10 protein-coding genes, 2 tRNA genes and 2 pseudogenes are annotated in these 13,477 nt (G+C 40.0%); 5 read left to right on the top strand and 9 right to left on the bottom strand.

Annotated features, from left to right (window positions below):
• Nucleotides 1-62 precede the first annotated feature (62 nt).
• Together hisH and hisB are read right to left on the bottom strand one after the other, a co-directional pair.
• Nucleotides 63-680 carry an imidazole glycerol phosphate synthase subunit HisH gene (gene hisH, locus MSG95_RS16735; protein ID WP_039251058.1) on the bottom strand — a complete coding sequence of 206 codons (618 nt, stop codon included), beginning with the start codon at nt 678-680 and terminating at the stop codon, nt 63-65.
• Nucleotides 677-1,273 (bottom strand): imidazoleglycerol-phosphate dehydratase HisB, encoded by a 597-nt coding sequence (hisB, locus tag MSG95_RS16730; protein WP_324645142.1) that lies wholly within the window; start codon nt 1,271-1,273, stop codon nt 677-679. Before hisB ends, hisH begins: the two co-directional genes overlap by 4 nt.
• Nucleotides 1,274-1,376: 103 nt before the next feature.
• Here hisB and MSG95_RS16725 point away from each other — a divergent pair, with 103 nt between their 5' ends.
• The 3 genes from MSG95_RS16725 to MSG95_RS16715 all read left to right on the top strand — a co-directional run bounded on the left by MSG95_RS16725 (nt 1,377) and on the right by MSG95_RS16715 (nt 2,144).
• Nucleotides 1,377-1,760: a GNAT family N-acetyltransferase gene (locus MSG95_RS16725; RefSeq protein ID WP_004705113.1), complete on the top strand. Its 384-nt coding sequence runs from the start codon at nt 1,377-1,379 to the stop codon at nt 1,758-1,760.
• 105 nt (nt 1,761-1,865) lie between these two features.
• Nucleotides 1,866-1,941, top strand: a tRNA-Phe gene (locus tag MSG95_RS16720).
• 127 nt (nt 1,942-2,068) lie between these two features.
• Nucleotides 2,069-2,144, top strand: a tRNA-Phe gene (locus tag MSG95_RS16715).
• A 170-nt stretch (nt 2,145-2,314) separates the two neighbouring features.
• On the opposite strand, the gene MSG95_RS16710 is transcribed toward MSG95_RS16715, so the two are convergent.
• The 5 genes and pseudogenes from MSG95_RS16710 to ompR all read right to left on the bottom strand — a co-directional run bounded on the left by MSG95_RS16710 (nt 2,315) and on the right by ompR (nt 6,820).
• Nucleotides 2,315-2,746 (bottom strand): GNAT family acetyltransferase, encoded by a 432-nt coding sequence (locus tag MSG95_RS16710; RefSeq protein WP_039251061.1) that lies wholly within the window; start codon nt 2,744-2,746, stop codon nt 2,315-2,317.
• A 129-nt stretch (nt 2,747-2,875) separates the two neighbouring features.
• Nucleotides 2,876-4,390: an acetyl-CoA hydrolase/transferase family protein gene (locus MSG95_RS16705; protein ID WP_002116671.1), complete on the bottom strand. Its 1,515-nt coding sequence runs from the start codon at nt 4,388-4,390 to the stop codon at nt 2,876-2,878.
• 35 nt (nt 4,391-4,425) lie between these two features.
• Nucleotides 4,426-4,527: pseudogene (locus tag MSG95_RS18945) on the bottom strand (hypothetical protein); the annotation flags it as partial.
• Between the two features lie 53 nt (nt 4,528-4,580).
• Nucleotides 4,581-6,038, bottom strand: coding sequence for an ATP-binding protein (locus MSG95_RS16700; RefSeq protein WP_019458448.1), 1,458 nt, complete (start codon nt 6,036-6,038; stop codon nt 4,581-4,583).
• 17 nt (nt 6,039-6,055) lie between these two features.
• On the bottom strand, nt 6,056-6,820 hold the full coding sequence (gene ompR, locus MSG95_RS16695; RefSeq protein WP_000060753.1) for a two-component system response regulator OmpR: 765 nt from the start codon (nt 6,818-6,820) through the stop codon (nt 6,056-6,058).
• 659 nt (nt 6,821-7,479) lie between these two features.
• On the opposite strand from ompR, the gene MSG95_RS16690 reads away from it, so the two are divergent.
• Together MSG95_RS16690 and MSG95_RS16685 are read left to right on the top strand one after the other, a co-directional pair.
• Nucleotides 7,480-9,831 (top strand): Tex family protein, encoded by a 2,352-nt coding sequence (locus MSG95_RS16690; protein WP_039251066.1) that lies wholly within the window; start codon nt 7,480-7,482, stop codon nt 9,829-9,831.
• A 299-nt stretch (nt 9,832-10,130) separates the two neighbouring features.
• Nucleotides 10,131-12,320 (top strand): bifunctional SulP family inorganic anion transporter/carbonic anhydrase, encoded by a 2,190-nt coding sequence (locus tag MSG95_RS16685; RefSeq protein WP_077166017.1) that lies wholly within the window; start codon nt 10,131-10,133, stop codon nt 12,318-12,320.
• 69 nt (nt 12,321-12,389) lie between these two features.
• On the opposite strand, the gene MSG95_RS16680 is transcribed toward MSG95_RS16685, so the two are convergent.
• Nucleotides 12,390-13,280, bottom strand: a complete 891-nt coding sequence (locus tag MSG95_RS16680) for an SDR family NAD(P)-dependent oxidoreductase (RefSeq protein ID WP_004705127.1) — start codon at nt 13,278-13,280, stop codon at nt 12,390-12,392.
• A 77-nt stretch (nt 13,281-13,357) separates the two neighbouring features.
• Nucleotides 13,358-13,477: pseudogene (locus MSG95_RS16675) on the bottom strand (IS3 family transposase); the annotation flags it as partial.

Genomic DNA, 13,477 nt, shown 5'->3' with positions numbered 1-13,477 from the left:
TATTATAAATAAAAAAAAAGATCAGGCCATCTAGACCTGATCTGTTTAAAGCTTTCGTGAAATTAAATATTCCATTCCACAAAGTTTTTAAGTAACTGCAATCCAGCAGTATGGCTTTTCTCTGGATGGAATTGAGTCGCAAATAAATTATCTTTGTGAATTGCTGTGCAGAAGTTCACGCCATATTCGCATGTTGCAGCCACAAGCTTTTCATCTTTCGGTTCAACATAGTAGCTGTGTACAAAGTAGAAGCGAGCATCTTGTTCAATGTTGTTCCACATCGGATGGCTTGGGTCCATTTGGTGAACTTGGTTCCAGCCCATGTGTGGGACTTTCAAACCTTCCATTTGAGGAAAGTGCTTTACTACACCGTCAAAAATACCGAGTGCGTCTACACCGCCATTTTCTTCAGAGCTTTGCAGTAAGGCTTGCATGCCTACACAAATCGCAAGAACTGGCTTATTAAAAGCAGCATTGCGTACGACTTCATCAATACCTGCTTCACGCATGCCTTGCATACAGTCACGCATTGCCCCAACACCTGGGAAAACAATTTTGTCGGCTTGTGCAATTAATTTTGGGTCGTTAGTTACATCGACTGTAGCGCCCACATGCTCAAGTGCTTTAGCTGCTGAGTGTAGATTGCCCATGCCATAATCAAGTAACGCGATACGTGTCATAAGAGGCTACCTTTTGTCGATGCAATCGTGTTTTCAGCACGTGGATCAACTTCACATGCCATACGTAAAGCACGCGCTAGTGCTTTAAATACACTCTCGATTTGATGATGGCTGTTTTTACCTTTCAAGTTATCGATGTGTAGGGTCATAAGCGCATGGTTTACAAAACCTTGGAAAAACTCAGAAAATAAATCGACATCAAAGGTGCCGATGCGTGCACGGGTAAATGGAATATCCATGAATAAACCCGGACGACCAGATAAATCTACCACTACGCGAGATAAAGCTTCGTCTAATGGTGCATAAAAGTGACCATAGCGTTTTAAACCTTTTTTATCACCTAAAGCTTGTGCAAAAGCTTGTCCAAGCGTGATACCGCAGTCTTCTACGGTATGATGATCATCAATCTCGAGGTCTCCATCACAATGAATATCGATATCAAATAAGCCATGTCGCTTGATTTGATCAATCATATGGTCTAAAAATGGAACTCCGGTGTTTAGTGTGCCTTGACCAGTACCATCGAGATTTAAGCGAACTCGAATTTTGGTTTCATTGGTATTTCTAACCACTTCACTGATACGTTGCGTCATGGACACGTTCCTCAAAAAAACGTCAAAAATGATTGGATGTTAACGACAATTTCGCTGTGACGAATTCGTGACAGCATCATAGTTTGCTCAGGAGGGTTAATCAATGCCTATTACCGTACATGCTTATAGTTCTCTAGATAATTCAGAGATTCGTGATCAGCTTGAGCGTTTGTATGATACAAGTCCGGAGTTTGGTGACGGGCACGATGCGATTGAACAACTTGAACAAGATTTACAGCAGTATACCACGCTATACACTGCCGAATTTAACACCAAAATTATAGGTGCAATTTGGTCTTCAGGACAAGGTGAAAGCAAGGTTCTTGAATATATTGTTGTGCATCCTGCTAACCGTGGTCGTGGTGTCGCTGAGCGCTTAGTTGAAGAAGCTTGCCGTATAGAAGAATCAAATGGCGTTAAAACTTTTGAACCGGGATGTGGGGCTATCCATCGTTGTTTAGCACATATTGGTAAACTACATACCTAAAAGCCTATTTTTAATGTAACTGTGATTTAAAAATAATCACTTGTTACAAAAAATGCGGAAGTTACTTGACGTTAACTAATAAACATTGTTTAATACGCCCACTTCGGCGTGATAGCTCAGTAGGTAGAGCAACGGATTGAAAATCCGTGTGTCCCCAGTTCGATCCTGGGTCTCGCCACCATTATTTGTGTTTTCAATCCCTGATCCCATCAGGGATTTTTTTTTAAGTATAAAAAATATCCATTTAAATCAGAAACTCAGGATAATTGTTGACTATTGTTCTGAGATGCGGCTTAATACAGGCCATCGGCGTGATAGCTCAGTAGGTAGAGCAACGGATTGAAAATCCGTGTGTCCCCAGTTCGATCCTGGGTCTCGCCACCATATTCGAAAAAGCCCCATACTTTAAAGTATGGGGCTTTTTTCATGTCTGCTGATTTAATAAAAAATATGAAATCGTGGCTGTGTATAAATCTCATTTTATCCACAAGCAAATAGGGTTATCCCCAATATTACCTTCACTTTCTAAAAATGGCTCAACTGAAAACTTGTCTCTACTCGTGAGGACTATCATTAATGAGTCGTTTGCCTAAGCACACGGCTTCTACTTCGTCGTAACCGAGCTGTTCGTAAAAATTCAAGACATTCAAATTGTCTTTACGGACTAATAATTGCAGTTTTGGGCAACCACGAGCGATGAGACGCTTCTCAAGCTGCTGAACGAGCGCTGTAGCGATGCCTAAGCGTTGTTGGTGGGGATGAACAGCCAAATAGTTAATCCAACCTCTATGGCCGTCGTAGCCGCCCATAAGCGTGCCAATCAGTTGCTCATCTTTAATAGCAACCAAAAACAAATCATCCTGTTGGGAGACTTTTCTGAAAATATCTGTTTCAGGACTATTCCAAGGGCGGGTGAGACCGCAGCTTTCCCATAAATTAACGACATCATCCAGATCTGCATTTGTAAATTGGCGAATAATGAACATGCGGATTTCTACTTTTTGTTTTGATGTGCTGAAAAGATAAAATAAAAATATGAGTTTGAGCAGTGTTTATTAATAATTTAAACAAATAAAAAAGCACCCCCGAAGGAGTGCTTGAATTAAACCAGTGATTTAAGCTGATTTTGCAACTGGTGCTGCTTGAAGCATTTGACCTGTCTCTTCAAAGTTTGCATGCCAAGACAATGCTTCACGAAGTAAGTGAGGAGTATGTCCACCTTTGGCACATGCACGGTCAAAGTAGTCATTTAATGCATCACGATAAAGTGGGTGTACGCAGTTGTCGATAATAGCGCGAGCGCGTTCACGAGGTGCTAAGCCACGTAAGTCTGCTAGACCTTGCTCTGTCACTAAAATATCAACGTCGTGTTCGCTGTGGTCAACGTGGCTCACCATTGGCACGATAGAGGAAATATCGCCGCCTTTAGCAATTGATTTAGTCACAAAGATCGCTAAGTGTGCGTTACGAGCGAAGTCACCTGAACCACCGATACCATTCATCATTTTTGTACCACATACGTGAGTTGAGTTCACGTTACCGTAAATATCAAACTCAAGCGCAGTGTTAATGCCAATAATGCCTAAACGACGAACTAATTCAGGGTGGTTAGAAATTTCTTGCGGACGAAGCACTAATTTGTCTTTGTAAGCTTCGATATTGCCAAAAACTTTTTCGCCACATTTCGCTGAAAGTGTAATTGAGCTACCAGAAGCAAACTTCATTTTGCCTGCATCAATGAGTTCAAAAGTACAGTCTTGTAGTACTTCTGAGTACATGATGAGGTCTTCAAAATCAGAATCTTTTAAACCTGTTAATACAGCATTGGCAATAGAGCCAATTCCTGCTTGTAATGGACCAAGGTTTTTCGGTAAACGACCTTCTGCAACTTCTTTGTTAAAGAAAGCAATTAAGTGGTTTGCAATACCTTGAGTCTCATCATCTGGAGGAGTTACTGTTGATGGTGAGTCATGTGTATCGTTAAATACAATACCTACAATTTTTGCAGGATCGATTTGAATTGCTGTTGTACCAATACGTTCATCCACTTTTGTTAATGGAATTGGCGTACGTGTTGGACGATAAGTCGGAATGTAGATGTCGTGCAAACCTTCAAAGCTTTCGCTTAAAGAGGTGTTGATTTCAACAATCACTTTTTCGGCAAAAATAGCAAAACTTGCTGAGTTACCTACAGAGGTAGTCGGGATAATGCCGCCATCTTCAGTAATTGCAATTGCTTCAATTACTGCAACGTCTGGACGTTTCAATTGTTGGTTGCGCATTTGCTCAACAGTTTCTGATAAGTGTTGATCAATGAACATGACTTCGCCGTTGTTAATTGCGCGGCGTAAAGTGTTGTCTACCTGAAAAGGCATGCGACGAGATAAAACACCTGCTTCCGTGAGTTGTTTGTCTAAGTCATTACCTAAGCTAGCACCCGTAATTAACGTGATTTTTAACGGATTTTTCTTTGCATGCTCTACAAGTGCCTGTGGAACAGCTTTAGCTTCACCGGCACGAGTAAAACCACTCATACCAACGGTCATTCCATTTTCGATGAATTGCGCAGCTTGTTCAGCACTGATGACCTTGTCATGAAGAGAAGCTAGGCGAATACGACTTAAAGACATTGGACATCCTCAATATTGTCAAAACATACGGGATTTTAGCTATGAAAAAATGAAAAGTGCATAGGTGTTAGGCTAAGGTCTAATTTTTTAAATAAATGTGGGTATAATTTATTTTTATGGTTTGTATTTGATTGATTTTAAACATTTTTTAAAAATTTAAAATAGCACTTTAAATGATCATTCGATCAAATTAAAAGCGCTCACTTAACGTTTGTTTAATTTTTTCTAACGGATTTGTCGTGGTATTTTCTTCAGCCGCTGGTTTTGGGATGGGTAAAGAAATAATAACTTCTAAACCACCTTGTTCACGGTTGTGAATTTGGATCTCACCTTGATGAATATCGACAATACGTTTAACAATTGCAAGGCCTAAACCACTACCTTGAATTGTTCTAGCAGCGTTACCTCTAACAAAAGGCTGCATTAATTCTTCAATTTGGTCTTCGGGAATGCCTTCACCATTGTCGGCTACCGTAATCAAAATATGTTCATTTTCAACTTTTGCACTGAGTTCGATTGGTTCTGCACCATAACGCTTTGCGTTATTAATTAGGTTGGCAATGAGACGTTTTAATGAGAGGCTACGTGCAGGAATAATCGGTACATCTTGCATTTCGAAACGAATATCAAGCGGTTTAAACTGAACAATTAATTCCTGCAATAACATATTGATATTAGTGTCTTTTAATTCTTCATCCGAACCGTCGCGCATATACGAGATGAACTGATTTAAAATCGCATCCATATCATCTACGTCATACACCAAGCCTTCACGAAAAAACTCATCAGGCAACATTTCTGCCGTTAAACGGATACGTGTAAGGGGCGTGCGCAAATCATGTGAAATACCGGCCAACATAATCCGTCGTTCACGCTCGGTTTGATCAAGGGTATATACCATGCGATTAAAGGCTTGGTTTACTTGGCGAATTTCTAGTGGACCATGATTGGTATCTAGGTAAGGCGCTGTTCCTGACTTGCTATATTCATTGGCAGCATTTTGCAAACGACGCAAAGGGCGGTTCATTTGTCGAACCAAAATCAAAATAATGATGGCTGAGGCTAAAGGAACACCCACAACCCAACCAATTAATAGTTCAGGGCTATAGTTTGCATAAGTTTTTAGGGGCTCACGGACCCAATTACCATGCATTTCAGGAGTTTGAATCCAAATACGTGGGCTTGGTTTAAATTGGAAGTAAACCGTAACGTCCTTAGTGCCAATCTCATTGGCTAGTTTCTGCTCAACGTGATTAGTAAAAAACTCGGCAATAACTTTATCGCGGACACTTGGATATTCTTTAGGATCAGTTATGTATTCAATACCAACCCGATTACGTAACCAGGTATCGATATCAACTTCGTTATTACCATGTAAAATACGAATATTAGGATTATTGACCAGTTCTAGTTCAACAGCCAGATAACGGGCATGTTGTTGAATTTCTGGTAAATAGAGAGTGCGCCAAAAAAACCACAATGACATAAACAGGCTAAAGAACACCACCAGCAGTACCAAAATAGTGGTACGCATGGCAGCAGAACGTGGCTTAATCTTGTCGAGGAAACGTTCCCACCTCGTCCGTTTACGCTCTGAGTACGTAACGTAATCGGTAAAGTTTTGTGGTGGAATTGGCTCTAAAGTCACTCTATTTTATCTCAAACTTATTCAGCACCGTCTGGAACAAATACATAACCTACGCCCCACACAGTTTGGATGTAGCGTGCACGTGCTGGATTGTCTTCAATCAGACGACGTAGACGAGATACCTGAACATCAATAGAACGTTCCATTGCACCCCATTCACGACCACGAGCCAAGTTCATGAGTTTGTCACGTGTTAATGGTTCGCGTGGATGCTGTACCAAAGCCTTCAATACCGCAAACTCACCTGTAGTCAATGTAACGATTTGACCTTCACGAGTAAGCGTACGTGTAGATAGATCTAAAGACCATGGGCCGAAACTAACTACTTCAACTTGTTGGCTTGGAGCACCCGGAACTTCACGAACTTGACGACGTAATACTGCGCGAATACGTGCTAGAAGCTCATTAGGGTTAAATGGTTTTGGTAAATAGTCATCTGCACCAGCTTCTAGACCAGCAATACGATCAGAGTCACTACCACGAGCAGTTAACATGATAATAGGAGTATCAATGTTTGACTGACGTAAGCGTCGGCAAATACTTAAACCATCTTCAACGGGTAACATGAAATCGAGAACGATAAGAGAAAATAACTCACGTTGTAATAAACGATCCATTTGCGAAGCGTCGTGGGCAGTTTTTACAACAAAGCCTTTATCTTCTAAAAAGCGTTGCAAGAGGGTACGTAAACGCACATCGTCATCGACTACTAAAATGCGCTCGACACGATCCGTTTCGTTATGTACGGTTTCAGGATGTTCAGCAGGTACAACTAAACTCATGATGTACTCCCTTTTAAAGTCATAATTTATATATTATTGGGGCGCTCAGGCTTATTGCCAGCAAGCCCTCAGTATAATGCCGATGTTCTTGTTAAGACTATGTATCAATTTGCTCAAAATTACAATTTTCGTAGGTGCTTGAAACCAAAAAACAACATCTTATGCCCATAATTTAGCAAAGCCCGCGATAAAAAACCAAATATTCAATCATTCGCTGGTTTTTTATCGATTAAATTTTAATAAATATTTGTTTCAAATAAATTATTTAAAAAAATTCTCTTCATTCATTCTTTAGTTTTTACAAGTATTGTTAGATGTTTTATTGATGAGAGGCTCAAAATTTATATATAAAAAGAAGAAAAATGAAGTTTTTATACCTTCTAGCCATGTATCAATATGTTCATTTTCTCGTAATTTGTATTAAAAAATTTAATTGGATACTAGAAGAGTTGCTACAACTCCTATCTTTAAATAAAGTTCGACTTGAAAAGTAGAATGACAAATAGATCAGGTTTTAAAAGAGTTTTTTTAAGATAAGAATGTGAAAAATTCATAGTCAATACAAAAAAACGTTTTGAATACGCAAACAAGTGTGGATTTTATGGGCTTGGTCTTTATAATCATTGCTTTTAAACTTTATCCTTGTGGGATCAAACACGATGACTGACTTAGTTCAGCAGTTGGCAAGTGAGCTTGCCGTACGTCCAAACCAAGTAGAAGCTGCCATCCGCTTAATTGACGAAGGTGCCAGTGTTCCATTTATTGCCCGTTACCGTAAAGAAGTAACACAAGGTTTAGATGATACGCAGTTACGCCAATTAGATACTCGTTTAGCGTATTTACGTGATTTATATGAGCGCCGTGAAAAGGTCATTCAGTCATTGCAAGAACAGAATAAATTGAATGATGACTTATTGGCGCGGGTGAATGCAGCCGAAACAAAAAATGCTTTAGAAGAAATTTATGCACCGTACCGTCCTAAGCGTACGAGTAAGTCTTTCAAGGCGAAAGAAGCGGGTCTAGGACCAATCGCTGAAAAAATTATTGCAGAACAAATTGACCCAACAGAAGCATTGGCTGGTTTTAGTCATGAAGAATATCCAGATGTTGAAAGTCAGTTAGATGCAATTCAGCATATTCTGATTGATGACTGGGCACAAAACATTGCACTGACTACAGAATTAAAAGCAACTTTTGCAAAAACAGCAGTATTAAAAAGTACAGTTGCTTCTGAAGAAAAGAAAGAAGTCGGTAAAAAGTTCCGCGATTACTTTGAATTCTCTGAAGGCTTAAACAAACTACCTTCTCATCGTTTATTGGCAATGTTACGTGGTCGTCAAGAAAACGTACTTGGTTTAAAAGTAGATGGTGAAGATGATGCACCTTTGGCACGTATTGAAACTGAATACAACCTTGATCAAGTTCAGCCACAAACTCGCCAAGATTTCTTAAAGCAAACTGCAAAATTATTCTGGTTAGGTAAAGTTCGTCCTCAAATCGAGCATTCATTGCTAACAGAAAAACGTCTTGCTGCTGAAGCAGAAGCAATGCAGGTATTTGCTGAAAACCTTCGTCATTTATTGTTATCTGCCCCAGCAGGTAGCCGTACAACTTTGGGTGTTGACCCTGGTATCCGTACAGGTGTGAAACTGGCTGTCGTAAGCGATGCAGGTGATGTACTTGCTCATAGCACGATTTACCCATTTGCGCCTAAAGAAGACAAAGAAGGTTCAATTGCTGAATTAGCTCGTTTGTGTCGTGAATATAACGTAGAGCTTATTGCGATTGGTAACGGTACTGCGAGCCGTGAAACAGAAGCTGTAGTTGCTGAAATGATGGCTGCAAATACAGACCTTAAATTAACACGTGTGACTGTAAGTGAAGCAGGTGCATCTGTTTACTCTGCAAGTGAACTTGCTTCGGCAGAACTTCCAGAGCTTGATGTTTCAATTCGTGGAGCAGTTTCTATTGCTCGCCGTTTACAAGACCCACTTGCTGAGCTTGTGAAGATCGACCCGAAATCGATTGGTGTAGGTCAATATCAACACGATGTAAATCAAACTGGTTTGGCAAAAACACTTGATGCGGTAGTTGAAGACTGTGTGAATGCTGTTGGTGTTGATGTAAATACTGCTTCACCAGCAATCTTGGCTTACATTGCAGGTTTAAACAAAGCAATTGCTCAGCAAATCGTTGAATACCGTAAAGAACATGGTCGTTTTGATAACCGTCAAGCGTTGAAAAGCGTACCTCGTTTAGGCGAGCGTACTTTTGAACAAGCAGCTGGCTTCTTACGTATTCAAAATGGCTCTGAACCTTTAGATGCTTCTGCTGTTCACCCTGAAAGTTATGGTCTTGTTGAGAAAATTGTTGCGGCGAAAGCGACGACAGTTAAAGACATTATTGGTAATACCGAAATCATTCGCCAAGTAAAAGCTGATGAATTTGTTGATGACAAATTTGGTTTGCCAACAGTTCAAGACGTATTAGCTGAACTTGAAAAACCAGGCCGTGACCCGCGTCCAGAGTTCCGTACTGCTAAATTCCGCGAAGATATCACTGAAGTGGGTCAATTGACTGAAGGCATGCAGCTTGAGGGTGTAATTACCAATGTCACAAACTTTGGTGCCTTTGTTGATATTGGTGTACATCAAGACGGTTTAGTTCATATCTCTGAATTAGCAAATGAGTTTGTTTCTGATCCGCATAAAGTAGTTAAACCAGGTCAGATTGTACAAGTACGTGTGATGCAAGTTGATGCTGAGCGTAACCGTGTGAACTTGAGTATGCGTGCAGAAGGTGCAGCTCCTGTTAAGGCACAGCGTCCACCGCGTCGTGAGCAAAATAATGAACAGCGTTCTGAGCGTAAACCGCAAGGTAAGCGCCCTCAACAGCCGCGTAAAGATCAGGTTGAACGTCCACAACGTAGCAAACAAGAAAAACCACAAGAGCAAAAAATTGGTGGTTTTGGTGCATTGTTACTACAAGCAGGAATTAAAGGTTCTAAATAAGAGCCTTTAGAATACCTAAAGAAACCTCCCAAACGGGAGGTTTTTTATTGTTTAGTAGTTTGCTTTAGAGAGCGTGGAATTCGTTTTTTCAGAAATCGCAGTGGTAAAGATGAGGTGAACCTTAAGATCAACAAAAACGTTGTGAAATCTACAATCAACTATACAACGTTATAGCATAACTCAACTTTAACCCTTTTCAGTTGTCAGACAATATCGACAAAGCCTTGAAGTAAGTTCCTCACTTTCAGGCAGTTACATTAAAAATTGATTGTTTTTTTATATTATAAATGGTTGTTTTTATGCCGGCTTTAGAACTGAAAAATAGATTTCATTTAAACGATCTCCTCTCGGGAGTGGTCGTATTTCTCGTGGCGTTACCCTTATGTTTGGGTATTGCCTTAGCCTCAGGCGCTCCAATCATTTCGGGTATTATTGCCGGGATTGTTGGTGGAATTATTGTTGGCCTACTGAGTGGTTCTCACATCAGTGTCTCTGGCCCAGCAGCAGGGCTGACTGCGGTCATCCTTGTACAGTTAGATCAATTAGGCGGCAACTATGCCGCCTTTTTATTGTGTATTGTATTTGCAGGAATTTTACAAATTCTATTTGGAATATTTAAGTTAGGTTTCTTTGCTAACTTTATTCCAAACAACGTCATTTTAGGATTATTGGCTGCTATTGGTGCTATTCTGATTGTGACTCAGTTGCCATATTTATTTGGGCTGACTGACTTTTCATGGAAAAACGTTTGGACTGCTACACCTGATACTTTTCTTCAGCACTTTGACGCTGGCGCAGCGCTTATTGGCCTACTGAGTTTATTTTTAATTTTAGCTTGGGATAATAGTCCACTTAAAAAGTTGGCCATACCTTCGGCTTTAATTGCTGTGGTTATTGCAGCAGTTTTAAATTTTGTGTTAATGAATATCGGCTCGCCTTGGGCAGTACAAACCAATAATTTGATTCAACTACCAAACATATTGCAAGCGCCGCAAGAGGTATTGGTTTTTCCAGACTTTAGCTATCTGGCTGAACCATTAATTTATACTGGAGCAATTACACTCGCGATTGTGGCGTCTTTAGAGACATTACTAAACTTAGAAGCCGCAGATAAACTTGATCCTCAAAAGCGTTCATCTCCACCTAATCGTGAACTGTGGGCACAAGGCGCGGGGAATATTGTTTCAGGTTTAATTGGCGGCATGCCAGTCACTTCAGTCATTGTCCGCAGTTCTGTAAATGCAAATACAGGCGCACGTAGTAAATATTCCACGATTATTCACGGCGTATTATTGCTACTAGCAGTTTTATTATTTGTTCAACTTATGAATATGATTCCATTGTCTGCACTTGCAGCGATATTAATCGTGACTGGTTTTAAACTGACTCATCCAAAGCTATTTAAACAGCTTTATCAAAAAGGCTGGAAACAGTTTTTACCTTTCATTATCACCCTTGTTGCAATCTTACTGACAGACTTGTTAACCGGAATTTTGGTGGGTCTATTTACCAGTAGTGCGTTTATTTTATATGGCAACTTCAATAAAGGCGTTCGTGTTTATAAAGAAAAGCACTTACATGGAATCGTGACCCGTATTGAGCTTCCATCACAAGTGACTTTTCTTAATCGTTCAGCGCTCATTTCTGCATTGGAACATGTTCATAAAGATCAGCAGTTGATTATTGATGCGACTCAATGCGATTCGATTGATCCAGATATTTATCAGGTCATTCAAGATTATCAAAATGAAACGGCAGTTAAGCGTCAGGTTGATTTGAAGCTTATAGGGTTTAAACAGCACTATGAAGAAGTAGATGATGCAGTTCTTGATATCTACATAAGTACTAGAGATTTACAGCGTAAATTAAGTCCGCAGCAGGTGGTTACTTTACTTAAAGAAGGTAATGAACGTTTCGTAAAAAATGAACGTTTACAACGTGATATTTATCGTCAAATCCGTGTCACCGCAGATGAAGGTCAACACCCGATTGCGGCTGTTTTGGGATGTATGGATTCACGTGCGCCTACCGAAATGATCTTTGATGTGGGTATTGGTGATCTGTTTAGTTTAAGGATTGCCGGTAATATCGCAGGTCAAAAAGTATTAGGCTCGCTTGAGTTTGCCTGTCAGGCCAAAGGTTCTAAAGTCATTTTAGTTTTAGGTCATACCGACTGCGGAGCAGTGACCAGTGCATGTCAGCTAAGGTTACAGGAAAAACAAATTTCTGATGTCAAAGAAATGCCGCATATTCAATATGTGCTTGGACCGCTCATGCGCTCGGTAGAAAGTGTATATGACATTATGCAACCACGTGAGGTAAACAAAGCTTTTATTAATCAGGTGACAGCAATGAACGTTCACTACAACATCCAATATATTATTAATAACAGTACAGTACTTAAAGACTTGCTAGACCGCGGTGAGATTGCAATTGTTGGTGCGATTTACGATGTTAAAACAGGGCATGTTGAATTTTTAGATGCGTAAACAAGCCTAAATAAAAAAGCGCTTCTTAAGAAGCGCTTTTTTATTTTTAACTCAACTTAATATGTCGAATTACCAATGTTCACCTGGGAAAATTCGTGCATAAGCTTTTTGTGCCCAGTTCAATTTCTCAGCTTTTTGGCCTTTTGCTGCATCAGAACTTGGGAACAGGCGGAAACCAATCGACATAAACATGTTGTTGATGCCTGGTGCTACAGAATACGTCATAGACGCCAAACGACCTAAGTTCGTCGCAATACGTTTTGGACGTTTCACAATTGCATAAGCAATTAAGTCAGCTGCTTGTTCAGGTGAAAGGGTTGGCACGTATTTATAAATTTTGGTTGGTGCGATCATTGGGGTACGCACTAAAGGCATATAAATTGATGTGATCGCAATTTTATGCGCATGAACTTCGGCAGAAAGACAACGACTAAATGCATCAAGTGCAGCTTTAGAAGCGACATAGGCAGAGAAGCGTGTTGCATTTGCTAATACGCCGATTGAACTAATATTAATAATTTGACCGTCTTTACGTTGAATCATGTGAGGCAAAATATTAAGCACCATTCGTACAGCGCCAAAGTAGTTTAATTGCATGGTACGTTCAAAGTCATGGAAACGATCATAAGACTCATGAACAGCACGACGAATAGAGCGACCTGCGTTATTGATTAAAATATCAATATGATCAACAGAAGCTAAAATATCTTTAGAAACCTGATCAATCATGTCCATGTCGTTAAGATCACATGGGAAAATTGATGCCTGACCGCCACGGCTTTCAATATCTGCTTTCACTTCTTCTAATGTTTCTTGAGTACGGGCAACCAGTAAAACATGCGCACCAGCGTCAGCAAGTTTGTTCGAAACCGTTAAACCGATTCCACTTGAGGCACCTGTCACTAAAATGACTTTACCTTGTACCTTTTCTTGGAACAGAGCTTCTAATTTTTTATTCACAGCATTTTACCTAAGTAGGGGCAGGGGCTATTTATTCCGGTATGTAATTTTTATTTTTTACAACCGTTGGTTTGATCCTAGACAGTATCGTGGACAACAAATCCCTCTAAATTCTTAAAATATTTCTTCTCAAAGGCTTCAGGGCTTAACCAGCCATTTGCAGAATGTCTTCTGACCCGATTGTAATAAATCTCAAT

Origin of the sequence: Acinetobacter sp. IK23, assembly GCF_035615275.1 — a bacterium.
GTDB lineage: Bacteria > Pseudomonadota > Gammaproteobacteria > Pseudomonadales > Moraxellaceae > Acinetobacter > Acinetobacter seifertii.
The sequence above is the reverse complement of the archived record's forward strand: the minus strand, read 5'-3'. Positions and strand labels throughout refer to the sequence as shown.